The 22,050-nt window shown below is 61.4% G+C and carries 20 protein-coding genes; 10 read left to right on the top strand and 10 right to left on the bottom strand.

Features of this window, described 5'->3' with window-relative positions:
• Window position 1: 1 nt before the first annotated feature.
• From RHIBUN_RS0121425 to thrC, 4 genes are read right to left on the bottom strand one after another with little or no spacing between them, the layout of a single operon-like run.
• On the bottom strand, window positions 2–2,914 hold the full coding sequence (locus RHIBUN_RS0121425) for an EAL domain-containing protein (RefSeq protein ID WP_025661109.1): 2,913 nt from the start codon (window positions 2,912–2,914) through the stop codon (window positions 2–4).
• Window positions 2,911–3,525 carry a GNAT family protein gene (locus tag RHIBUN_RS0121430; RefSeq protein ID WP_025661110.1) on the bottom strand — a complete coding sequence of 205 codons (615 nt, stop codon included), beginning with the start codon at window positions 3,523–3,525 and terminating at the stop codon, window positions 2,911–2,913. The genes RHIBUN_RS0121425 and RHIBUN_RS0121430 overlap by 4 nt, the downstream gene beginning before the upstream one ends.
• A gap of 29 nt (window positions 3,526–3,554) precedes the next feature.
• On the bottom strand, window positions 3,555–4,853 hold the full coding sequence (locus RHIBUN_RS0121435; RefSeq protein WP_025661111.1) for a pitrilysin family protein: 1,299 nt from the start codon (window positions 4,851–4,853) through the stop codon (window positions 3,555–3,557).
• A gap of 26 nt (window positions 4,854–4,879) precedes the next feature.
• Entirely contained in the window at window positions 4,880–6,280 is a 1,401-nt protein-coding gene (gene thrC, locus RHIBUN_RS0121440; protein WP_025661112.1) for a threonine synthase, read from the bottom strand.
• 228 nt (window positions 6,281–6,508) lie between these two features.
• Here thrC and RHIBUN_RS0121445 point away from each other — a divergent pair, with 228 nt between their 5' ends.
• A complete protein-coding gene (locus RHIBUN_RS0121445) occupies window positions 6,509–7,153 on the top strand; it encodes a hypothetical protein (RefSeq protein ID WP_025661113.1) in 645 nt (214 codons plus the stop codon).
• Between the two features lie 49 nt (window positions 7,154–7,202).
• Window positions 7,203–8,123, top strand: a complete 921-nt coding sequence (locus tag RHIBUN_RS0121450) for a diacylglycerol kinase family protein (RefSeq protein WP_025661114.1) — start codon at window positions 7,203–7,205, stop codon at window positions 8,121–8,123.
• 43 nt (window positions 8,124–8,166) lie between these two features.
• On the opposite strand, the gene RHIBUN_RS0121455 is transcribed toward RHIBUN_RS0121450, so the two are convergent.
• The 3 genes from RHIBUN_RS0121455 to RHIBUN_RS0121465 form a co-directional block, all read right to left on the bottom strand.
• Window positions 8,167–9,048, bottom strand: coding sequence for an MBL fold metallo-hydrolase (locus RHIBUN_RS0121455; protein ID WP_025661115.1), 882 nt, complete (start codon window positions 9,046–9,048; stop codon window positions 8,167–8,169).
• 190 nt (window positions 9,049–9,238) lie between these two features.
• The gene (locus RHIBUN_RS0121460; protein ID WP_025661116.1) at window positions 9,239–9,928 is read right to left on the bottom strand and encodes an HAD family hydrolase; all 690 of its coding nucleotides are present in this window, start codon (window positions 9,926–9,928) and stop codon (window positions 9,239–9,241) included.
• Between the two features lie 120 nt (window positions 9,929–10,048).
• Window positions 10,049–10,735 carry a helix-turn-helix transcriptional regulator gene (locus RHIBUN_RS0121465; protein ID WP_025661117.1) on the bottom strand — a complete coding sequence of 229 codons (687 nt, stop codon included), beginning with the start codon at window positions 10,733–10,735 and terminating at the stop codon, window positions 10,049–10,051.
• 201 nt (window positions 10,736–10,936) lie between these two features.
• On the opposite strand from RHIBUN_RS0121465, the gene RHIBUN_RS0121470 reads away from it, so the two are divergent.
• The 5 genes from RHIBUN_RS0121470 (at window position 10,937) to RHIBUN_RS0121495 (ending at window position 14,890) form a co-directional block, all read left to right on the top strand.
• Window positions 10,937–12,004, top strand: a complete 1,068-nt coding sequence (locus RHIBUN_RS0121470) for an IS110 family transposase (protein WP_025661118.1) — start codon at window positions 10,937–10,939, stop codon at window positions 12,002–12,004.
• Between the two features lie 269 nt (window positions 12,005–12,273).
• On the top strand, window positions 12,274–12,603 hold the full coding sequence (locus RHIBUN_RS0121480; RefSeq protein ID WP_025661119.1) for an NIPSNAP family protein: 330 nt from the start codon (window positions 12,274–12,276) through the stop codon (window positions 12,601–12,603).
• A complete protein-coding gene (locus RHIBUN_RS0121485) occupies window positions 12,600–12,953 on the top strand; it encodes an antibiotic biosynthesis monooxygenase (protein ID WP_018116426.1) in 354 nt (117 codons plus the stop codon). The genes RHIBUN_RS0121480 and RHIBUN_RS0121485 overlap by 4 nt, the downstream gene beginning before the upstream one ends.
• Before the next feature lie 161 nt (window positions 12,954–13,114).
• Window positions 13,115–14,245 (top strand): site-specific DNA-methyltransferase, encoded by a 1,131-nt coding sequence (locus RHIBUN_RS0121490; protein ID WP_016553038.1) that lies wholly within the window; start codon window positions 13,115–13,117, stop codon window positions 14,243–14,245.
• 177 nt (window positions 14,246–14,422) lie between these two features.
• Complete coding sequence (locus RHIBUN_RS0121495) at window positions 14,423–14,890, top strand: DUF6790 family protein (RefSeq protein WP_025661120.1); 468 nt, start codon at window positions 14,423–14,425, stop codon at window positions 14,888–14,890.
• Here the strand turns inward: RHIBUN_RS0121495 and RHIBUN_RS0121500 are convergent.
• Genes RHIBUN_RS0121500 through mutY form a run of 3 tightly spaced genes read right to left on the bottom strand, consistent with a single transcriptional unit; the run spans window position 14,878 to window position 16,949 of the window.
• Window positions 14,878–15,243, bottom strand: coding sequence for a nuclear transport factor 2 family protein (locus RHIBUN_RS0121500; protein WP_025661121.1), 366 nt, complete (start codon window positions 15,241–15,243; stop codon window positions 14,878–14,880). The two genes, RHIBUN_RS0121495 and RHIBUN_RS0121500, sit on opposite strands and share 13 nt — an antisense overlap.
• 2 nt (window positions 15,244–15,245) lie before the next feature.
• Window positions 15,246–15,854: an HAD family phosphatase gene (locus RHIBUN_RS0121505; RefSeq protein WP_025661122.1), complete on the bottom strand. Its 609-nt coding sequence runs from the start codon at window positions 15,852–15,854 to the stop codon at window positions 15,246–15,248.
• Window positions 15,855–15,857: 3 nt separating this feature from the next.
• Window positions 15,858–16,949 (bottom strand): A/G-specific adenine glycosylase, encoded by a 1,092-nt coding sequence (mutY, locus tag RHIBUN_RS0121510; RefSeq protein WP_025661123.1) that lies wholly within the window; start codon window positions 16,947–16,949, stop codon window positions 15,858–15,860.
• A 97-nt stretch (window positions 16,950–17,046) separates the two neighbouring features.
• Between mutY and RHIBUN_RS0121515 the strand changes: the two genes are divergently transcribed.
• The 3 genes from RHIBUN_RS0121515 to RHIBUN_RS0121525 all read left to right on the top strand — a co-directional run bounded on the left by RHIBUN_RS0121515 (window position 17,047) and on the right by RHIBUN_RS0121525 (window position 21,928).
• Window positions 17,047–17,535 (top strand): DUF721 domain-containing protein, encoded by a 489-nt coding sequence (locus RHIBUN_RS0121515; RefSeq protein WP_018116432.1) that lies wholly within the window; start codon window positions 17,047–17,049, stop codon window positions 17,533–17,535.
• A gap of 160 nt (window positions 17,536–17,695) precedes the next feature.
• Window positions 17,696–18,388 carry a DsbA family protein gene (locus RHIBUN_RS0121520; RefSeq protein ID WP_025661124.1) on the top strand — a complete coding sequence of 231 codons (693 nt, stop codon included), beginning with the start codon at window positions 17,696–17,698 and terminating at the stop codon, window positions 18,386–18,388.
• A 78-nt stretch (window positions 18,389–18,466) separates the two neighbouring features.
• The gene (locus RHIBUN_RS0121525) at window positions 18,467–21,928 is read left to right on the top strand and encodes a chromosome segregation SMC family protein (RefSeq protein ID WP_025661125.1); all 3,462 of its coding nucleotides are present in this window, start codon (window positions 18,467–18,469) and stop codon (window positions 21,926–21,928) included.
• The last annotated feature ends 122 nt before the right edge of the window (window positions 21,929–22,050 follow it).

Genomic DNA, 22,050 nt, shown 5'->3' on the forward strand with positions numbered 1-22,050 from the left:
GCTAGGCGCGCTTCGTCAGCGGGAACCGCTCCTTCAGCAGCCGCAAGACGGACTCCGATGCCATCGGCGGTCCGAACAGATAGCTTTGCCCGAAGGTGCAGCCCATCTTGGCGAGTTCCATCGCATCCTCGTTGGACTCGATCCCCTCGGCAACGACCTTCATATCCAGTTCGCGCGCCATGGCGATCACGGAGCGAATCACGGTCGCCTTCTTGTCGCTAGTGTCGCACACCATCGTCTTGTCGAGCTTGATCGTGTCGAACGGGAAGCGCGTCAGATAGGCAAGCGACGAATAGCCGGATCCGAAATCATCCAGAGCAAGGCCAAGGCCCATTTCGCGCAGCTTCTCGAGAACGAGGCGCGCCTGTTCCGGGTTCTCCATGACCATGGATTCCGTCAGCTCGAGTTTCAGGCGTGACGGATCGCAATGGGTCTTCGCCAGCACCGAGCGGACGTCGTCGAAAAGCTCGTTGTTAAGCAACTGCGCACTGGAGAGGTTGATCGAGACGAAGATCGGCAGTTCGCCCGTCTGGTTCTCCCAGCCCATCAGGTCGTTCGTCGCCTGCTCCAGCGCGAAGCGGCCGAGCATGTCGATAATGTCGGATGCCTCCGCGATCGGTATGAACTCCGAAGGCGGAATGCTGCCGCGTTTCGGATGCTCCCATCGCATCAAAGCTTCGAAGCCGGCGATCTCCACGTCTTCAAGCCCTGCGATCGGCTGGTAGACCATCGACAGTTCCTTGCGCTCGATGGCGCGGCGCAGGTCGGATTCGAGCTGCAGCCGGTCGGCGCCGAAATCGCGGAAGGCGGGCTGGAACGGCTCGACGCGATTGCCGCCGGCGCGCTTTGCCCGGTACATAGCGAGCTCCGCGTCGCTGAGCATGCCCGCAGCACTTTCCTGCTGATCGACGAAGGAGGCCAGCCCGATCGACGCCGTCAGGATGATCTCGCGATTGGAGAAGTTGATCGGCACCATGATCGCCTTGCTGATCGCATCGGCAAAATCGGCCACCTTCGTCGGATCGCGTTCGGACGTCAGGATGAGACCGAACTGATCGCCGGAGAGGCGCGCGAGCGTATCCTGCGGCTTGAGGAGGCGGCGCAGGCGGCGCGTGAGCGCGATCAGGATATTGTCGCCGGCGGCGATCCCGAGCGTATCGTTCACCAGCTTATAGCGGTCGATATCGATCACCATCACCGTCGGGCGCAGCGTCTCGCCACCGGGCGCCAATGCCAGCACGGCTTGCAGGCGATCGAGGAACAGCTGGCGGTTCGGCAAGCCGGTCAGGTTGTCGTGCAGTGCGTCGTGGAGCAGCCGCTCGACGGAGTTCTTCTGTTCGGTGACGTCGATGATGGTGCCGACGCAGCGGATGATCTCACCGTTCGAACCAAGCACAGGCCTCGCGCGGATGAGAAGCCAGTGGAAATGACCGTCTTCCGCGCGGATGCGGAACTCGTGGTTTAGTCGCCCGCGGCGATGTTCAAGGAGCACATCAAGCGTCGCGCGGAAGCGGTCGCGATCGTCGGGATGCAGCCGCGGCAGCCAATTGCGCGCGGCGCCATGCATAGCGCCGAGCGGGAGGCCGAGCTTGACGGAGACATCGGGTATCGTGACGATACGATCGCGCGCCACATCCCAGTCCCAAACCGTATCACCCGAGCCCGTTAGAGCCAGCGATTGACGCTCGAGATCGGAAAACAGCCCTTGCTGGAACGCGCCGCCAGCAAAGGCGTGCTGCATCACGGTAAAGCCGATCAGCAGGACGATGAGAACAAGGCCGCCGCCGAGTGCGGGCTGGATGATGTCGTTATCGAGCCGGCCGGTAATCGTCAGCCATGCACCGAAGATCCAGACAAGGATCAAGGCCCAGGCCGGGACCAGCAGGATCGCGCGGTCATAGCGGTTGAGCCCGAGGTAGACGATCAGCAGAAGGCCCAACGTCGCGGTCAGCGCGAAGGAGAGGCGCGCGATGCCTGCGGCAATTGCCGGGTCGTAGATCGCGACGCCGAAAAGCAACGCCAGGCCGAGCACCCAGGCGAGCGTCACGTAGCCGAGGTGCGTGTGCCACCGGTTGAGGTTGAGATAGGTGAACAGAAAGATGACGAAGCTGGAGGCAAGGGCGACTTCCGCACAGGCGCGCCATATTCGCTGGTCGGTCGACGCAATGCTGATCAGTTTACCGAGAAAGCCGAAGTCGACGCAAATGTAGCCGAGGACGGCCCAGGCGAGTGCCGCCGTTGCCGGCAGCATCGACGTGCCCTTGACGACGAAAAGGATAGTCAGGAACACCGCCAGCAGGCCGGCAATGCCGAGCACGATGCCGCGATAGAGCGTGAACGCGTTGATCGTGTCCTTGTAGGCGTCGGGTTCCCAGAGGTAGATCTGCGGCAGCTCCGGCGTCGTCAGCTCAGCAACGAAGGTGATGACGGCGCCGGGGTTGAGCGTGATGCGAAACACGTCCGCCTCGTCGCTCGGCTGCCGGTCGAGCGCAAAGCCTTCGCTCGGCGTAATGGCGATAACGCGCTGCGAACCGAGGTCCGGCCAGAAAAGCTTGGAATTCACGAGGCGGAAGTGGGGGGCCACGATCACGCGCTCAAGCTGCTCGTCGGAGACGTTGGCAAGCGCGAAGACGGCCCAGTCGCCCTGGTGATTGTCGGAGCTGGCACGTACCTCAATACGGCGACGGATACCGTCGGCACCGGCAGCGGTCGAGACCTGAAAGGCTTCGCCCTGGTTGGCGTAGATCTCCGTCGTGGCAGTCAGGTCGAGTGCCGTGTCGTCGCGGGAAATCTTGACCGGTTCGGCGGCCTGAACGTGGCCAGCCACTAGCAGGATGGCTGACAGCAAGAGAGCTGCGATCACCGCGATCGATCGCCTGGCCGGTGATGAGAGCAGCATGCGGTTGTTGGTCATCGGCTGTCGGTTATCCTGCCTTTATCCGTGTCGGTGGCGAGCAATGAGAACATTACATGGTCGTGCCAATGACCGTTGATTTTCAAGTATCCGCGCAGATAGCCTTCCCGCTGAAACCCGGCTTTTTCAAGCAGGCGGATGCTCCGAGCATTGTCTGGAATACAGGCTGCTTCGATACGGTGCAACTCAAGCCCTGCGAAGATGTAGGGTATAACCAATTGAAGTGCGGCGAACATATGACCCTGACCGGCATAAGCCTCGCCCATCCAGTAGCCGATCATGCAGCTTTGTGCCGCCCCGCGCCTGATGTAGCCGATCGTGATGCCGCCGAGCAGCGTCATGCCCTTTTTGTGAAACAGAAGGAGCGGAATGGCCTGGCCGGAAGCGTACTCCTGCTTTCCGCGGATGACACGGGCGCGATAGGAGCCCTCCGTCAGCTCGTCGCGGCGCCATGTCGGCTCCCACGGTTCCAAGAACTGCCGGCTCGCCGCCCGCAGCTTGTGCCACTGGTTGAAATCCTGGTAGCGCGGCAGGCGCAGCACATAGTGCTCGTTCTCGAGCTCGACCGAATCCGGCTGTCGCGACAGAAACCGAAAAACCGATTTTGGCATCGATCACTCCCGGCAGGATGGATCTGGGATCAGACGAGGGCTTGCTTGCCCTGGTGATCGGGCGAGGAAAGAGACGCGGTAATATCCTCCATCGGGGCCAGATGTTCGAGCGGTCCAATGGCCGAGAGCGTCGGCACGGTATCGAAGAACAGGCGTCCCGCAAGATCCGTAAGGCGCTCGACCGTGATCCCCTCGAGGCGTTCCATCATCTCCTGGTTGGAGATGGGGCGGCCGTAGAGCATCATCTGCCTTGCGATCTGGCCGGCGCGGGCGGCGGGGCTTTCCTGGCCCATCAGCAGCTGGGCGCGGATCTGGGCGCGGGCGCGTTCGATTTCCTTCTGTTCGATCGTCGCCGCCGACTTGTGTAGTTCGTTAATGATAACAGGCACCAGCTCCGGCAGGTTCTCGCCGCCGGTGGCGGCATGGATGCCGAATATCCCGGTATCGGAGAAACCCCAGTGGAAGGCGTAGATGGAATAGCAGAGGCCGCGGATCTCGCGCACCTCCTGGAACAGCCGGGATGACATGCCGCCGCCGAGGATGTTGGCGAGGATCTGCGAACAGTAGAAGTCGCGGGCGTGATAGGCCTTGCCTTCGAAGCCGAGCAGGATCTGCGCATCCATCAGGTCGCGCGTCTCGCGGATATTGCCGCCGATGTATTTTGCAGGCTCCATGACGGGCGTCGCCGATGGCGAGGTGGGAAGGCTCGCGAAGCGCTCCTCGACCATGCGAGCGAACTCGTCGTGCCGGACGGCGCCGGTCGCAACGACGAACATCCGGTCGGTCGTGTAATTGCGGCTGAGATAGCCGCGGATCTGCTGCGGCGTGAACGACACCACGGTCTGCGGCGTGCCGAGGATCGCCCGGCCGAGGGTCTGGTCGCGATAGGCGGTCTCGGAAAACTTGTCGAAAACGACGTCGTCAGGCGTGTCGTTTGCCGCGTTGATTTCCTGCAGGATGACCTGTTTCTCACGCTCGAGTTCTTCCTCCTCGAAGGCGGACTCCGTCAGGATATCGGCCAGGATGTCGACAGCGAGCGGGACATGATCCTTAAGCACGCGGGCATAGTAGGAGGTCGTTTCGGTGGATGTTGCGGCATTGACCTCGCCGCCGACATCCTCGATTTCTTCAGCGATTTCGCGCGCGCTGCGGCGTGCCGTGCCCTTGAAGGCCATGTGCTCGAGCAGGTGAGCGATGCCATGCTCGTCTGTCGTCTCGTTGCGCGATCCTGATTTGATCCAAACTCCCAGCGCAACGCTTTCCAGATGCGGCATGGTCTGTGTGACTACTGTCAGCCCGGATTTGAGCCGGGTGCACTCAACTGTCATTGGCTATCTTTCTGCGCCTGCGTTACTTAGGCCCGAGTATGCTCGCCGATGAAGGTCTCAATGGCTTTGAGCTCAGGCTTCACAATCTGAAAGCGCTCCTCCTTGTGCATCAGATCAGCAAGCCACGTCGGAAGCGCGGGGTCAATACCGGAGGCCGATTTTACGGCGGCGGGGAATTTTGCCGGGTGTGCGGTGGCAAGCGTCACCATCGGCGCGTTCGGCTTCTCGTGTTTACCTGCAACGAAGACGCCGATTGCCGAATGCGGATCGAGAAGATAGCCGGTGTCGGCATGGGTTTTCTTGATCGTCAGGGCGACCTGCTTTTCGCTGGCGCGCCCGGCGCGGAAGTCCTTTTTGATGAAGGCGAGGGCGTCCTTTGCAATCTCGAAGCCGTTGGACTGCTTGAGGCTGTTCATCGCCGCGCGAACCTTCGATGCGTCGCGATCATAGGCCTCGAACAGCAGCCGCTCGAAGTTCGAGGAGATCTGGATGTCCATCGACGGCGAAGTCGTCGCTTTCACGGTTTTCATCTCGTAGCGGCCGGTCTTGAGCGTGCGGTCGAGGATATCATTCTCGTTGGTGGCGACCACCAGCTTGCCGATCGGCAGGCCCATGCGCTTGGCGCAGTAACCGGCAAAGATGTCGCCGAAATTGCCCGTCGGCACGGTAAACGAAATCTTACGGTCCGGTCCGCCAAGCGCGATCGACGTCGTGAAGTAGTAGACGATCTGGGCCATAATGCGGGCCCAGTTGATCGAGTTGACGCCGGAGAGTTTAACGCGGTCGCGGAAAGGTGCATCGTTGAACATTGCTTTGACGAGGTTCTGGCAGTCGTCGAAATTGCCTTCGACGGCAAGCGCGTGAACGTTGGAGGCCGTGGAGGTTGTCATCTGGCGCTGCTGCACCGGCGAGACCTTGCCGTTCGGGAAGAGGATGAAGATGTCGGTGCGTTCGCGACCGGCAAATGCGTCGATCGCCGCGCCGCCAGTGTCGCCGGAGGTGGCGCCGACAATGGTCGCGCGCTCGCCACGCTTCTCCAGGGCATAGTCCATCAGCCGGGCGAGCAGCTGCATCGCGACATCCTTGAACGCCAGCGTCGTGCCGTGGAACAGCTCCATGACGAAGCTGTTCGGGCCGGTCTGGACGAGCGGGGCGATCGCAGGGTGACGGAAGGTACCATAAGCGTCGTCGATCATGGAGCGGAACGTCTCGTCGGGAATCTCGCCGTTGGTGAAAGGCGAAAGGATCGTAAAGGCGACCTCCTGGTAGCTCTTGCCCCGAAGCGCGCGGATTTCCTTTTTCGTGAAATGCGGCCACTTACGCGGCACGTAGAGACCGCCGTCGCGCGCCAGGCCGGCCAGCAAAGCATCACAAAAACCGAGGGCAGGGGCTTCGCCGCGGGTCGAGATATAATCCACTGTCGTCATCCTTGATGTGCCGGCCGGAGGAAATCCGGGTTGGAGGGGAAGTCTGCCTGTCGCCGCATCTCGCTTGCCCTGCCGGCCGTGGCCCGCGATCCCGAAATGTGCATCAAAACGGTTCTTACCCAATCGATTTTTGTTTGCGCCGCTGATATAGACCATCGCAAACTGTCACGAAAGGCCTGCCATCAAGTGATTGGGCCTGCCAAAAAACTTTGTGAAGAGGGTGGAATAATCGTGCTTGGCAAGGTCTCGCGTCTCATCGTTTCGGCTTCTTTTGCGGCAATTCTTGCCGGCTGCAACTCGCTCGGTGTGGGCGGGGGAGACAGCGCAACAGCACCGGCCCAGCCGAATGGCAATGCGCAGATCATGCCGATGGCGCCGGCCAATCCCTCGTCCAATAACGCATCGATCGGCACCGCCAAGACCGCGTCGGGCAACACTGCCCCTGTCGTCCAGGGAGCATGCCCGCAGATCTTCATGAAGGACAAGGACGCGATCTTCCGCACCTATGCCGGCGGCGCCAAGACCGGCGATGCGGACAAACTCGCCTTCCAGGCATCGATCGGTGACTATACGCGCCAGTGCAGCCTGAACGATGCAAACCTGACGATGACTGTTGTCGCCCAGCTTCGGGTTCTCGCCGGCCCGAACGGTTCGCCCGGTAAGGTCACGCTTCCGGTTCGCATCACGGTCTTTGACGGCGAGGATGCGCTTTATTCCGAAGTAACGAATTTCCCGGTCGAGGTCGGCTCCGGAGCCACCCAGGCGCTGTTCCGCAAGGACGGTATCAAGCTTCCGGTCGGTTCCGGCTCAATGGTGCGCGTGAACATCGGTTTCGACCAAGGGCCGGTTTCGACGAAAAAGAAGAAGGCCTGAGGAACGTTTCCGTATCGCTAAGCTGATCGGCGCGGGGAGAGCAGATCGCTTGAAAATCGGCATCGTATTGAATCCGGCGTCGGGTCGACGCGGAAAGAAGCTGTTCTGGTCGGCGCTGCGGCGCGCCATAGAGGCGAGATTTACCAATCTCAGCCTGCGTGAAACCAAGGGGCACGGCGATGCCGAACGGTTCGGGCGCGAACTGGCGGATGACGGCGCCGATCTGGTGATCGCCGTCGGTGGCGACGGGACGATCGGCGAAGTGGCCGGCGGCATTTTGAAGTCGCATCGGCCGGGCACGGCCTTCTCCTTTATTGCGACCGGCACCGGATGCGACTTCGCCCGCAATTTTCCGGTGTCACGCGATCCTGCTACGATCGCCAACCGCCTGACCTCTCCAACGGTACGGCAGATCGATGCCGGATTGCTCACCTGCGACGACGAGGATGGGGACACCGTCAGCCGCCACTTCGCCAACATCGCGAGCTTCGGCGTTTCCGGTCACATCGTGCAGGCCGTCAACGAGGCGCCCAAGGGCAGGCGTCTGCCGGGACCGATGGTCTTCTTCTTCCACAGCCTGCTTCAAATCCTGCGTTACACGCCACGCGACATCCGTCTCAGGCTGGACGGCGAGGATATCTATGAAGGGCCGATCACCGCGGTTGCCGTTGCCAACGGCGCATGGTTCGGCGGCGGCATGAAGGTCGCTCCGGATGCCGATGTTGCCGATGGCCTGTTCGACGTAGTCATCATCCGCGGCGCCGGCAGGCTGAAGGTCCTGACGCTGATGAACAGCATCTACAGCGGCGGCCATCTGAAAAGCCCGCTCGTCAGCATCCATCGCGCAAGGCTCGTCGAGGCTTGGTCGATCGGCAGGGAGCCGGTGCCGATCGACAGCGACGGCGAAGCCCCTGGGCAGCTTCCGGCGCGCTTCGAGATTATGGTCGGTGCGCTAAGCCTGAAAATCTAGCAATTGCAGGATACCAAAGGGACGATCGGCAAGGCCGTGGCTCTCATGCGACGTTCAACCCTTCCAGGCGTGCTTGAATCGTCGCCCCGAGATTGGTTTCGTGAAACGTCTCGTAGAATGCCACCGCTTCCGGCGACATGTCGGCCGGGATGGCCACGAAATCCTGAAGTCGAAGGCTCACCAATTTTCCCAATTCCGGGTTTGCGAGTTCAGTCGCGCTTAGGTTTTCGACCCGGGCCGCCAGTGCTCGGAAATAAGACAGGTTGTCGTCAACAGTGGACGGCGAGATCGTCCGTCCATGTGCGGGGATGACGAACTTGGGGTGCAAGTCGCGGATCCGTTCGAGCGATGAACAGATCAGCCGAAGGTCGTTGGAGCTTTTACTCCAGACCTCCGGAATGGGCGTCTCGACGGCGTCGGCAGCCAGGCAGACACGGATCTCCGGAAACCAGATGGCAACATGGTCAGGCGTGTGCCCCGGTGTGTGGATGAGCTCCAGAGTGAGGTCGCCGCCATGAAGGGCCATTGAATCTGAAAAGGTGATATCGGGCGCGATGAGTTCGACGTTTCGGAACCGCGGCTCCTCACGCATCTTCTCGTCCAGAACTTGACGGCAGGAAGTGTCGCTCAGACGTGCACGCGCAGCCGTGTGGGCAATGATCGGGGCCTTGCCGGCAATCGCGGCGTTGCCCCAGAAGTGATCCCAGTCCATGTGGGAATTGACAACGATGAGAGGACGAGCGCGCATGTCCTCGTCAAGCAACTCCAATGCCATCCGGCATAACTCAGGCGTTCCGAGAGTGTCGACGAGGACGTTGAATCTCTCTGTGCGGACGAAGACGGCGTCAACCTCTTCTCCCGCCCTGAGGATGGAAATCCGATCGTCGAGTTCGGGATGGGTGCACAATTCCACGGAAATAGTCATGCGAGACAACCAGCATTCAGACACAGACAGTTACTTTGATAGCTGAATGAGTTCGTTCTGTCGCGATGCTATGCGGGGACCCCGGTCCCCATAGCAAGATCGGTCGCAGAGTTTCGACTCTGCGACCGATCTTGTAGCTGAACTTCAAATGGGGACTGTTCCGGCGGCTGCTGCTCGAGAGTAACCGGAGTTACACTGCGCCTTCCCACTCGGCGAGCGCGGCGACGACGCCGGGCAGATCGTTCATGCGGGAGATAACGGTTTCAGCGCCGGCATCGGTCAGCTTGTCGGCATGTGACGGATAGGTGTGCGAGGCACCGGTAAAGCCGATGACTCGCATGCCTGCTGCGCGTGCGGCGTGGATGCCGTGAACGGAGTCTTCGACCACGACAACACGCTCGGTCGAAACGCCCATCTGCTCGGCGCCGTGCAGGAAGATATCCGGCTTCGGCTTCACGCGATCGGCCCCGAGATCCTTTGCCGAGAAGATGTGGGGCGCGAAGAGGCGCTTCAGGCCAACTTTGCCAAGCATCATGTCGAGGCGCGCGGTGCTGGAGTTGGAGCAGATGCAGCGCTTCAGCTTCAGACGCGAAAGAGCGGCTTCGACGCCCGCTATCGCCTGCACGTCTTGCTCCAGGCGCATATCGAGGAGCCTCTCGGACTTGTCGAGCAGCGAGGCTGATATCGGGATGCTGGCCTCGCGCTCGACCTGGAAGAGAATATTCTGCCACGTCATGCCGGCGAAGCGTTCGCCCATTTCCTCGATGCTGATCGGATAGCCTGCTTCGGTGAGAAGCTTGGATTCGACATCCGCAGCGATGATTTCCGAATCGACCAGAACGCCGTCGCAGTCGAAGATAATGAGGTCGAAGCCTTCCATTTACTCGCGCCTTATTTGGGATGATGCCCCTTTACACGATGCCTCGCAGAAGCTCAACCGACAGCGGGGCATGGCTGGATTGCGTGTCGCGGGCGGCTTCGATTTTACGGGTGTTCGCGGCTATTTGGTGGCTGGAAACAGTGCAAGAAACTGCCGTTCGCCTTCCGGGGAAAAGACCACCGAGCGGCTTTCCGCCGTGCGGCGGGCCCAGCCCTTCTCGAGGAAATTCGAAAGCAGGGCCTTGCCGAGGCTGCCGGCGAGGTGCGCCCGCCGTTCACTCCAATCCAGACAGGAGCGGCAGAGCGGCCGACGCGACGATTTCAGGGCGTGGACGTCGATTCCGATAGTTTTGAGCTCGGTTTCGCCGCTCTCCGTCAGGGCAAGACCGTCGCCCATGGCATCGATCGCTCCCTTGGCAATCAGGCTGTCGAGCATGCGAACGCCGTAGTCGCCGGCGAGGTGATCGTAGCAGATGCGGGCCTTGCGCAATGCCGGTTCCTTTGGCCCTGGCTTATGGTGCAGATGGCCGCGCCCCGCCGCAAAGCCCATGATGCTCTCCAGGAACTTGCCGACGCTGTCATCCGCCAGCGTGAAATAGCGATGGCGGCCCTGTTTGCGCTGCACGAGCAGATTGCCCGCTTCCAGCTTGGCAAGGTGCGTGCTCGCCGTCTGCACGGTAACACCGCCCGCCGCTGCAAGCTCGGTCGCCGTCAGCGCCTTGCCGCCCATCAATGCAGTCAGCATGTTGGCGCGGGCGGGGTCGCCGATCAGTGCGCCGATCTGAGCTATATCAGGTCCTTCCTTCATACTTCGATCATAACCGAAGCATCGTCGTCGGACAATGTGCGAAAACTATCTCCAGACAACAAGGAGGTGGCATGAAAGACGCCGCCTCCACCGATAGAACGGATCACTGAGATGCAGGTGATGATCGAGGGACAGTCACGCTTCCGGCCTTTCGGCTTACCTTATTGGGGTTTCGAAGATCTCAATGAGGGAGTTGGAAGCATGACTGCCTCTTATGAATACCATATCGGCGTCGACTACCACAAATCCTATAGCCATCTGGTGGTGCAGGATAGCAGCGGCAAGACGCTCAGATCCGGCCGGGTAAAGAACGACCGTCAGTCACTCGGCGGGTTTCTCGAACGCTATCGCGAGAACAGCCATGCGGTTGTCGAGGCGACGCGCAACTGGATGGTGATCTACGACTGGCTCGACGACATTTGTGATGATGTCGTCCTCGCCCATCCGTTGAAGGTCAAGGCGATTGCCGACGCCAAGATCAAGACCGACAAGATCGATGCGACGGTGCTGGCGCATCTGCTGCGGGCCGATCTGGTGCCCGAAGCCTGGGCCCCGAGCGACAAGGCCCGCGAGCTGCGTGTCGCGCTACGCGAGCGGATGTTTTACGTGCGGCTGCGGACGATGACGAAGAACCGCATCGTCACGGTGTTCGATCGCTATCCCGAGCAGACGGCACAGCTGAAGAAGCTCGGTGACCTGTTCGGCAAGGCCGGCCGTATCCGGCTGGCGCAGGTGAATGTCTCTGAGATCGACCGCATCCAGATCGACCGTGGCCTCGCCTTCATCGGCGACATCGACATCAGGATCAAACAGTCGGAAGCAACGCTCCGGGCGATGACCAAGGCCAGTGGCAATGTGAGGCTATTGAAGACCATCCCCGGCATCGGCGAGTTCTTTGCACGGCTGATCGATGCGGAGATCAACGACATATCGCGGTTCCGCAACGCCAAGAAGCTTGCCGCCTATGCCGGCTTGGTGCCGTCGACCTATTCCAGTGGCGGCAAGACCTTTCACGGCAAGATCATCAAACAAGGCAACAAGTGGCTGCGCTGGGCTTTCGTGGAAGCGGTGACACCTGCCATCGCCAGCGATGCGCAGCTGCGCGCCCAATACGAGCATCTGAAAATCAGAGGGACCAACAAGGCGCGGGTTGCCATTGCGCGCAAGCTTTTGACGATCGCCTTCCAGATCCTGCGTGACCAGCGCGCCTATGAGCCGCGCGGCACCAACACGACGGAAGGCGCGTCGACGATATCCCGGTTGTCCTGATGACACTCTAGCGAGCCCGGCAGGACTGGGCTGCGCTCCTCAAGGAGAATGGGAAGCCGGGAGCCGAACGCCACTCTGTGACCGAAGCCAGAAGCGGCATCAGGTCACGCATTGGAGAATGGTTCAAGAACCGAACGGCAGATGCCTGTCGCGCGGAAGGAAGAGATTGAGCCGATCGGCGAAAATGCCGGTCAATAACCAACCGAACCCAAGGAAAAGCGGCCAATTGAAGGCGTTTTGCCCCTTGTGTTCTTTCATTGGAGACGACGATGATTACTTGCTTCATCCACTACGAGATCGATCCGTTCAAGAAGGAAGCCTTTGCCGAGTATGCCCGCAACTGGGGCCAGGCGATCCCGCGCAACGGTGCAGACCTGATCGGCTATTTCGCACCGCATGAGGGTTCGGTCACGACGGCTTACGGCGTGTACAATATCGAAAGCCTCGCCGCCTACGAGGCCTATCGCGCCCGTCTTGCCGCCGATACGCTCGGCAGGGAAAACTACGAGTTCGCCAAACGCGAACGTTTCATTCTCAAGGAAGATCGTATCTTCCTCAAAAACACTTCCCTTCCTCATGCAAAGCTGGTGATGCCATGATCGCTGTTATCTTCGAAGTCCTGCCCTTCATGGGCGAACGCCACACCTATCTCGATCTCGCCGGCGAGCTTCGCGGTGAACTGGAAAAGATCGACGGCTTCATCTCGATCGAGCGCTTCGAAAGCCTCACCAATCGTGGCAAGCTGCTTTCGCTTTCCTTCTGGCGTGACGAGGAGGCTGTGAAGACGTGGAGAAACCTGGAGGCGCACCGCGCCGCCCAGCACGCCGGCCGCAACGGGGTCTTCGCGGACTATCGGCTGCGCATCGGCCACATCGTCCGCGACTACGGCATGAATGACCGCGGCGAAGCGCCGGCGGATAGCCGCAAGGTGCACGACGTGGCGGCCTAACGAGAGCAGCCGGAAGGGCAGGGGCCGCTGCCCAACTCCTTCGGCGCCAAAGCGCCTGCGACTTATTTTCCCGAAATCGCTCATGCCTTCAGGCTTTGGTAACCAAACTGAGTAACCATAACAGACAGTAAAAAGCGTAATGTGTATGAGCGAGTTTCCAGATGGCGTCAGTATTTCCGCTTGCCGATCTCAAGGCCTCCGCAAAGCCGGACTCCTGGATCGACACGATCATCAAGGGCGATTGCGTTGCTGCCCTTGAAGCCCTGCCGAACCACTCCGTAGACGTAATTTTCGCCGATCCGCCGTACAATCTGCAGCTTGGCGGCACGCTGCATCGTCCCGATCAATCGCTGGTCGATGCCGTCGATGACGAGTGGGATCAGTTCGCCTCGTTCGAAGCCTATGACGCCTTCACCCGCGCCTGGCTGCTCGCGTGCCGCCGTGTCCTGAAGCCGACGGGCACGATCTGGGTGATCGGCTCCTATCACAATATCTTCCGCGTCGGCGCCACGCTGCAGGATCTGAACTTCTGGATCCTGAACGACATCGTCTGGCGCAAGACCAACCCGATGCCGAACTTCAAGGGCCGTCGTTTCCAGAACGCGCACGAGACGATGATCTGGGCGAGCCCGAACGCCAAGGCCAAGGGTTACACCTTCAACTACGACGCCATGAAGGCTGCCAACGACGACGTGCAGATGCGTTCCGACTGGCTGTTTCCGATCTGCAGCGGCAACGAGCGTCTGAAGGGCGACGACGGCAAGAAGGTGCACCCGACGCAGAAGCCGGAAGCGCTGCTTGCCCGCGTCATCATGGCTTCCTCGAAGCCCGGCGACATCATCCTTGACCCGTTCTTCGGCTCCGGCACGACGGGCGCCGTCGCCAAGCGCCTCGGCCGCCACTTCGTCGGCATCGAGCGCGAGCAGGACTACATCGACGCGGCCTCCGCCCGCATTGAAGCGGTGGAGCCGCTGGGCAAGGCTGAACTCACCGTCATGACCGGCAAAAAGCAGGAAGTCCGCGTGGCGTTCAACGTGCTGGTCGAAAGCGGCCTGATCAAGCCCGGCCAGGTGCTGACTGATGCGCGCCGTCGCTACAGTGCGATCGTTCGTGCTGACGGCACGGTCGCCTCCGGTGGCGAGGCCGGCTCCATTCATCGCCTTGGGGCAAAGGTCCAGGGCCTTGATGCATGCAACGGATGGACATTCTGGCACTTCGACGACGGGCAGTCCCTGCGCCCGATCGACGAATTGCGGTCCGTGATCCGCAGTGATCTGGCAAAGGCGGAATGACGCGCGCCTCGACCTGATCGAGACTCCCTTCTTCCGGTGTTTTGTACCTCCAGTTACGGAAGAAGGCCTGGCGCCCGGGATCAACACCCCGGGCGCTCTTCATTTTGGCTCGCGCGGCAGCGCAATTCCGTGTCATGTATCGGCGGCTGATGATCCGAAAGAGGCAAGGACCCCGCCATGTATCTTGCGATCATACTGTTGCTGATGCTTGTCCTGCCGCTGGGTTCGGTTGCCGCCGAAGCCCATTGGAGCGCGGACGCCAACGTCGTCTTCCTCGTCGGGAAATGGTTCGTCTTTTGGGGCGTCGGCCTGCGACTGCTCGTGGCAAGCCTGAAGCAGATCATCAACCCGGCCTTCACTGCGGAGACGATCTTCGGTGTCACCGATCACAAGGCGCAGGCATTGGTGCAGGAGATCGGCTTCGGCAATCTCTCGATCGGCATGCTTGGCATATTCAGCCTCTTCGAGCCGCGGTGGATTGTCCCGGCAGCGATCACCGCCTGCCTTTTCTACGGGCTCGCCGGTCTGAAGCATCTTCTCGAGCGGCCGAGAAAGAGGTCGAGGAAGATCGCGATGTTCTCCGACCTGTGGCTCTTCTTCGTGCTCGCTTTTTATCTTTCCGCAGCGTTCTTTCAAAACGCCTGATAGTCCGTTACCTCGACGTGAGTGACACGACCGTCGTCGTTGAAGGTGATCGTCTCTTCGCCTTCCCGGACGAGTGGCTTGCCCGTCTTGCTGTGCGTTGCGCGAACGGACCACACGGCGCGGCCGGCATTCGGGCTGACCTTCTCGACCAGCGTGTTGATTGCCGTCTGGTCCGGGTAGTCCTCGAAATACTTGCGGAAGGCGACCATGATCTCAGCCCGCCCCGACAGGCTTCCGACCCCGTTCGAGACATAGGTCGCGTCGTCCGCAAAATAGTCCTCGATCATATCGAAGTCGAGCGCGTTGATCGCGCCGTGAAAGCGTTTGATTTCCTCAACCGGATCGAATGCCATCGTCAGAGCCTCACGCCGCGCGCTGCAAGATCGGCGCGCAGCTTGTCGGCGCCGGTGAAGAGAACCGCATCCCAGCCGGCCGCCTTGGCGCCTTCGACGTTGGGGGCGGAGTCATCGATGAAGATTGTCGCCGCCGGATTGAGGCCGAAGCTCTTGGCGTGTGTTTCGTAGATCGCGATGTCGGGCTTGATGAGACCGACGTCGCCGGAAACGGTAACGCCGCGCGGCTTCGTCAGGAACGGAAAGCGGACCTGCGCTTCGCGGAAGGTGTCGGAAGCGAAGTTCGTCAGCATCGTCACGTCCTGGCCATCGGCAATCAGGCCTTCCATGATGGTGACGCTGTCGTCGTAGGAGAGGGGGACCATCTCGTGCCAGTATTTGCGGAAGGCCCGGATATGCTCCTCGCGATCCGGATGAACCTCGATCAGCAGGGCTTCAGCTTCCTCCCAGGTGCGGCCGCGATCCTGCTCGACGTTCCAGTCATGAGTGCAGACATTCTCGAAAAACCACTTGCGTTCGGCCTCATCGGGAATGAGGCGGCTGAACGGAATATTCGGATCGTAATGGATGAGTACTTTTCCAATGTCGAAAACAATATGGTCGATGGGCATCGATTAATCCTTGGCATGTTTGAACGCGAGCGGGATAGCCGCGGTGATTGCTTTTTTCATGACGGTCGGCAGTGCCTGCGAGTCAAGATTTGTAACCGGCTCCCACCAACCGTTATCCGTTTGAATTCGCGAGGGGATCGCGACGCGGTAAATCGACAGCCTGAGCTCGAAATGGGTGAAGACTTGGGTGATGGTCCCGCAAGGCTCCCAGGCAGCCGGGAAAGGCGCAGCATCGGCCGAGGTTTCCCCGTCCTGCCGCGCCGTCCAGTTGGTCGTCGGCACTTCCGTCATGCCGCCGAGCAGGCCGCTCTCGATGCGCCGCCGCAACAGAACGTCACCATCCGCGGTGACCGCAATAAAGGCTGCGCCCTGGCGGAGCGGCTTTTCCTTCTTGGCAGCCTTGACCGGAAAGTGCTCGGGATCGTGCAGGCGCAGCGTCTCGCAGGATCCCCTGAAGGGACAGAGCGAACAGGCGGGCCGCTTCGGCGTGCAGATCGTGGCGCCGAGATCCATCATTGCCTGCGCAAAGTCGCCGGGCCGATCCTGCGGCGTCAGCAGAGCCACCTTCTGTTTCATCAATGGTTTGGCAGCGGGTAGGGGCGTAGCGATCGCGTAAAGGCGCGAGATCACCCGCTCGACGTTGCCATCCATCACGGCTGCCTGCCGGTTGAAGGCTATCGCCGCCACCGCGGCCGCCGTATAGTCCCCGATGCCGGGAAGCGACTTCAGCCCCTCCTCGGTATCTGGAAAGATGCCGTTATGATCGGACGCGACGGCCTCGGCGCATTTCTTGAGGTTGCGGGCGCGGGCGTAGTATCCAAGCCCGGCCCAGGCCGCCATAACGTCTTCGCTGGCGGCATCGGCGAGGTCGCGCACGCTCGGCCAGCGTGCCAGGAAATTGGCGAAGTAGGGTTTCACCGCCGGCACCGTCGTCTGCTGCAGCATCACCTCGGAAAGCCAGACGTGATAGGGATCGGCCTTGATGCCGCGCGCCGCCATCGGCGGCGAGACGCGCCATGGCAGATCGCGATGGTGGCGGTCGTACCAGTCGAGAAGGGGCTTGGCGGCTGGCGCGTCCAGTGTCGTCGATGTCATCATTTGCCGTCGTGAGGGGAAGTGCCCTATACTTGGCGAAGCAATGCCGCGCGATCAAGGCAGTGGTGCCTGAACGCAGCGCGATCTGAAGGTTTCGATGAGTTATCCACGCAAAGGTGAAAAGCAGATCTCCGAATTGGCCAACGGGCTGATCGATCCCGTGCTGGCGCGCCGCGCCGGAATCAACACGGCGCTGCTCGGCTCGTGGGATGAAATCGCCGGTGCAGAGTTCGCCGACTGCACGCGTCCGGAAAAGATTGCCTGGGCGCGCGGCAACGACGAGGGCAGCTTTCGGCCCGGTGTGCTCACGATCGCCTGCGAGGGCGCACGCGCGCTGTTTTTGACCCATGCGCAAGGCGAGTTGATCCAGCGCGTCAACAGCTTCTTCGGATTTGCCGCCGTCCACCAGATCCGTATCGTCCAGAAACCCGTCTATCCGGTGGTGAAGCGCTCCCGCACGCCTCCTCCCTTGAAGGGGGCGGCTGCGGCAAAGCTGGAGGATATGATGGAGGGGATCGAGGGCGATAAGCTGCGCGAAGCCGTGAAGCGGCTCGGCACGGCCGTGCTGGGCAAGCGCGGTCGCTAACGCCTTCCAAGTGTTGGCCCTGCAATTCTGTCCGCAATTTAATCGGGCTGTCCAACCAAGGTCACAATTCTTTGAAGAAAGTTCGCGAGCCGTGTCTTGTTCAGGACTTCGAGGCGCTATATCGGACTCACAGCCACTACTCTCATTTATGGGGACCTTCATGCCGATTTCTGAAATGCAACTGACGAAACGCCAGCTTCTGGGCGGCGTGGCTGCCGCGACCGCGACCCTGGCGGTTTTCAGTAGCGCGCATGCCGCTGTCGAAGTGCCTCAGCCCGATGGCGAGGTCGACATGGCCGCCGTGCTGAAGCCGGGCGCGCTGCCGGAAATGGTGCTTGGCAAGGAAGACGCCCCGGTAACGATCGTCGAATACATGTCGATGACCTGCCCGCACTGCGCTCACTTCCACACGACGACCTTCGACGCGATCAGGAAGAAGTATGTCGACACCGGCAAGGTCCGCTTCATCATCCGCGAATTCCCCTTTGATCCGCGCGCCGCTGCCGCCTTCATGCTGGCCCGCTGCAATCCGCAGAAGCCGGAAGAAATGAGCACGCCGGAACAGTATTTCGCGATGGTATCCATGCTCTTCAAGCAGCAGCAGACCTGGGCCGCTGCCGATGACGGCCGCGCTGCACTGCTGCAGATGGCCAAACTTGCTGGATTTACTGAGGATAGCTTCACGAAGTGCTTGACGAACCAGAAGCTGCTGGATGAAGTGAACGCAACGCGGGAACGAGGTTCCAAGGAGTTTGGCGTCAATGCCACGCCGACGTTCCTCATCAACGGCAAGCGCTTTTCTGGAGACATGACGGTTGACACCATGTCGGCCCTTATCGACAGCCTGCTCTAATCTGAACCGTATCCGATCGACGGGCGACGGCGGAAGCCGTACGCCCGTCTTTTGCTTTATCGGGCGCGGGGACGCGGCATGAAGTTCAACAAGCTTCGCGTCGTCGGCTTCAAGTCCTTCGTCGAACCCACCGAATTCATCATCGAGCGCGGACTGACCGGTATCGTCGGCCCGAACGGCTGCGGCAAGTCGAACCTCGTCGAAGCGCTCCGCTGGGTGATGGGCGAGAATTCCTACAAGAACATGCGCGCGTCCGGCATGGACGATGTCATCTTCTCCGGCTCCGGCAATCGTCCCGCCCGCAACACCGCTGAAGTAGCACTCTATCTCGACAATGCCGAGCGTACGGCGCCCGCTGCCTTCAACGACAGCGACGAGATCCAGGTCACGCGCCGCATCGAGCGGGAGCAGGGATCGATCTACCGCATCAACGGCAAGGAAAGCCGCGCCAAGGACGTACAGCTTCTCTTTGCTGACGCCTCCACCGGCGCCCGTTCGCCGTCCATGGTCGGGCAAGGACGGATCGGCGAGTTGATCTCGGCAAAGCCGCAGGCCCGCCGCCAGTTGCTTGAAGAGGCAGCCGGCATATCAGGCCTGCATTCGCGCCGTCACGAAGCCGAGCTTCGCCTGCGTGCCGCCGAAAGCAATCTCGAACGTCTCGACGACGTGACTTCTCAACTGGAGAGCCAGATCGAGAGCCTGAAGCGTCAGGCCCGCCAGGCAAGCCGTTTCAAGGCGCTGTCCGCGGATATACGCGCCCGCGAGGCGCTGCTTCTGCACATCCGCTGGGTTCAGGCCAAGGAGGCCGAAGCCGAGGCCGATAGCGCGCTCAATCAGGCCACCGTCGTCGTCGCCGAAAAGGCGCAGATGCAGATGGAGGCCGCCAAGGTTCAGGGCATTACAAGCCTGAAGCTGCCGGAATTGCGGGACGCCGAAGCACGCGCCGCTGCCGCGTTGCAGCGCCTGCAGATCGCCAAGACCCAGCTCGAGGAGGATGCCAACCGCATCCTGCGCCGTCGCGACGAACTGACCCGCCGTCTTGCGCAGCTCGGCGAGGATATCCGCCGCGAGGAGCGGCTGGTTGCCGATAACGCCGAAATCCTGGCGCGGCTGGATGCCGAAGAGAGCGAGATCACTGAGATCCTTGCCGATTCCGGCCGTTTTGCCGAGGAGACACGCGAGGCCTTCGAGGAGGCTGCCGCAAAGCTCGCCGACAGTGAGCGCACTTTTACCGCGTTGACAGCCGAACGCGCCGAGGCTGCAGCCGGGCGCAACCAGCTCGAGCGCGCCATTCGCGACCTTGCCGATCGCAAGATGCGCCTTGAACGGCAGATGGATGAGGCCAACCGCGAGCTGTCGGCCATCGGGGAGAAGATTTCCAGCCTGCCCGATCCGGACGAGAAGCGGGACGTGGTCGAGGCGGCCGAGCAGGCTCTTGCCGAGGCGGAAGCCGCAATCCAGGGCGTCGAGCAGGCCTTGGCCGCTGCCCGCCAGACCGAGGCTCTTTCCCGATCGCCTGTCGATCAGGCGCGTGCGAAGCTGAACGCCATCGAAACGGAAGCCCGGACCATTTCGCGCATGCTGGCTGCCGGTGCCGCGGCAGGCGAATATGCACCCGTTGCCGATGAACTTCGCGTCGATCGCGGCTTTGAGACGGCGCTCGGTGCGGCCCTTGGCGACGACATCGAATCCCCGCTCGATCCGAAGGCGCCGGTGCATTGGTCCGGCCATGGTGACGGTGCCGCCGACCCGGCATTGCCGGCTGGCGCGACGCCGCTGATCGACCATGTGCGCGCTCCTGCGGCACTGATGCGCCGCCTGAAGCAGATCGGCCTCGTCTCCGGTTCGGATGCGGCAACCCTGATGAGGGACCTCAAGCCAGGCCAACGCCTGGTGACCAAGGAGGGCGCCGTCTATCGATGGGACGGCCATGTCACCGGCGCGGATGCGCCGAGTGCGGCGGCACTCCGGCTGGCACAGAAGAACCGGCTCGCCGAACTGGAAAGCGAAGCCGCGCTTGCCCGCGACATACTTGATGAAGCGGAGGAACGCCTGGCGAGTGCGGCCGATGCCATCCGACTTCAGGAACAGCGCCTCGCCGAGGCGCGCGAGAAGAGCCGTATATCCGCGCGGCAACTCGCCGAGGCGCGCGAAGCGCTGGCAGCGGCCGAGCGGGCCTCTGGCGATCTCATCCGCCGCCGTGATGTCATTGCAGAATCTGTCAGCCAGCTACAGATCCAGCTTGAAGATCTCTCGATCCAGGAAGAGAACGCCCGGATCGAGTTGGAAGACGCCCCTGATTTGATGGCGATCGACGTACGGCTTCGAGCGCAGCAGGCGGAAGTCGCGACCGATCGTGGCGCACTTGCAGAAGCGCGGGCACGCCATGAAAGCCTGAACCGCGAGAACGAAGCCCGTCAGCGCCGCATCATTGCCATCGGGCAGGAGCGCGAGACCTGGCGCCAGCGCGCTGCCAGCGCCGAGGACCACATCGCGACACTTCGCGACCGCGAGGAGGAGGCGCGGGAGGAAGCGTCTGAGCTCGAAATGGCGCCCGATGAGTTCGACGACAAGCGCCGCGCGCTCTTGACCGAACTCCAGAAGGCCGAGGAAGCACGTCGCCACGCGGCCGATGTGCTTGCTGAAGCCGAGCTCGTCCAGCGTGACGCCGACCGCAAGGCGGCGACAGCGCTTTCCGAACTCGCCGAAAGCCGCGAGCGCCGCGGTCGCGCCGAAGAGCGGCTGGTCTCGGCGCGCGAAAAGCGACAGGAAACCGAGGCCCGAATTCGTGAGGCGCTAAACGTTGCGCCGCACGAGGCGCTTCGGCTTGCCGGACTTGAGTCGCTGCAGGCAGCACCCGATCTTCGCGAGGTCGAGCGCGAACTCGAACGCCTCAAGATGGAGCGCGAGCGCCTTGGCGCCGTGAACCTGCGCGCCGAGGAAGAACAGAAGGAACTGAGCGGGAAGCTCGAAGCGCTGATCAAGGAACGCGACGACGTGATCGATGCGATCCGCAAGTTGCGTGGCGCGATCCAGAGCCTTAATCGCGAGGGTCGCGAGCGCCTGCTCGCCGCGTTCGACGTGGTCAACGGCCAGTTCCAGCGCCTTTTCACCCATCTTTTCGGCGGAGGAACGGCCGAACTGCAACTGATCGAATCCGATGATCCGCTCGAGGCAGGCCTGGAAATTCTCGCCCGTCCGCCGGGCAAGAAGCCGCAGACGATGACGCTCCTTTCGGGCGGCGAGCAGGCGCTGACGGCAATGGCACTGATCTTTGCCGTCTTCCTGACCAATCCGGCCCCGATCTGCGTGCTGGACGAAGTGGACGCCCCGCTCGATGACCACAATGTCGAGCGCTATTGCAACCTGATGGACGAAATGGCCGCCTCCACCGAGACGCGTTTCGTGATCATCACACATAATCCGATCACCATGGCGCGCATGAACAGGCTGTTCGGCGTGACGATGGCGGAGCAGGGGGTATCGCAGCTCGTGTCGGTCGATCTTCAGACCGCCGAACAACTGCGCGAGATTGCCTGAGCCAAAGGCTGGGAAAAGCCCAAAAAAAGTCTGCCAGAATGGGCTGACTCCACCATTCAGGTAATGTTTTCCTACCGATCTTGTATTAGAGATTGCTTCATGGTGTCGCCGAATTACCGCGA

The organism is Rhizobium sp. IBUN, from assembly GCF_000510625.1.
Lineage (GTDB): Bacteria > Pseudomonadota > Alphaproteobacteria > Rhizobiales > Rhizobiaceae > Rhizobium > Rhizobium altiplani.

Excerpts from the sequence above, each read along its gene's own strand:
- RHIBUN_RS0121425 (WP_025661109.1), bottom strand. The coding sequence starts at position 2,914 with ATGACCAACAACCGCATGCTGCTCTCATCACCGGCCAGGCGATCGATC.
- RHIBUN_RS0121430 (WP_025661110.1), bottom strand. The coding sequence starts at position 3,525 with ATGCCAAAATCGGTTTTTCGGTTTCTGTCGCGACAGCCGGATTCGGTC.
- RHIBUN_RS0121435 (WP_025661111.1), bottom strand. The coding sequence starts at position 4,853 with ATGACAGTTGAGTGCACCCGGCTCAAATCCGGGCTGACAGTAGTCACA.
- thrC (WP_025661112.1), bottom strand. The coding sequence starts at position 6,280 with ATGACGACAGTGGATTATATCTCGACCCGCGGCGAAGCCCCTGCCCTC.
- RHIBUN_RS0121455 (WP_025661115.1), bottom strand. The coding sequence starts at position 9,048 with ATGACTATTTCCGTGGAATTGTGCACCCATCCCGAACTCGACGATCGG.
- RHIBUN_RS0121460 (WP_025661116.1), bottom strand. The coding sequence starts at position 9,928 with ATGGAAGGCTTCGACCTCATTATCTTCGACTGCGACGGCGTTCTGGTC.
- RHIBUN_RS0121465 (WP_025661117.1), bottom strand. The coding sequence starts at position 10,735 with ATGAAGGAAGGACCTGATATAGCTCAGATCGGCGCACTGATCGGCGAC.
- RHIBUN_RS0121470 (WP_025661118.1), top strand. The coding sequence starts at position 10,937 with ATGACTGCCTCTTATGAATACCATATCGGCGTCGACTACCACAAATCC.
- RHIBUN_RS0121480 (WP_025661119.1), top strand. The coding sequence starts at position 12,274 with ATGATTACTTGCTTCATCCACTACGAGATCGATCCGTTCAAGAAGGAA.
- RHIBUN_RS0121485 (WP_018116426.1), top strand. The coding sequence starts at position 12,600 with ATGATCGCTGTTATCTTCGAAGTCCTGCCCTTCATGGGCGAACGCCAC.
- RHIBUN_RS0121490 (WP_016553038.1), top strand. The coding sequence starts at position 13,115 with ATGGCGTCAGTATTTCCGCTTGCCGATCTCAAGGCCTCCGCAAAGCCG.
- RHIBUN_RS0121495 (WP_025661120.1), top strand. The coding sequence starts at position 14,423 with ATGTATCTTGCGATCATACTGTTGCTGATGCTTGTCCTGCCGCTGGGT.
- RHIBUN_RS0121500 (WP_025661121.1), bottom strand. The coding sequence starts at position 15,243 with ATGGCATTCGATCCGGTTGAGGAAATCAAACGCTTTCACGGCGCGATC.
- RHIBUN_RS0121505 (WP_025661122.1), bottom strand. The coding sequence starts at position 15,854 with ATGCCCATCGACCATATTGTTTTCGACATTGGAAAAGTACTCATCCAT.
- mutY (WP_025661123.1), bottom strand. The coding sequence starts at position 16,949 with ATGACATCGACGACACTGGACGCGCCAGCCGCCAAGCCCCTTCTCGAC.
- RHIBUN_RS0121515 (WP_018116432.1), top strand. The coding sequence starts at position 17,047 with ATGAGTTATCCACGCAAAGGTGAAAAGCAGATCTCCGAATTGGCCAAC.
- RHIBUN_RS0121520 (WP_025661124.1), top strand. The coding sequence starts at position 17,696 with ATGCCGATTTCTGAAATGCAACTGACGAAACGCCAGCTTCTGGGCGGC.
- RHIBUN_RS0121525 (WP_025661125.1), top strand. The coding sequence starts at position 18,467 with ATGAAGTTCAACAAGCTTCGCGTCGTCGGCTTCAAGTCCTTCGTCGAA.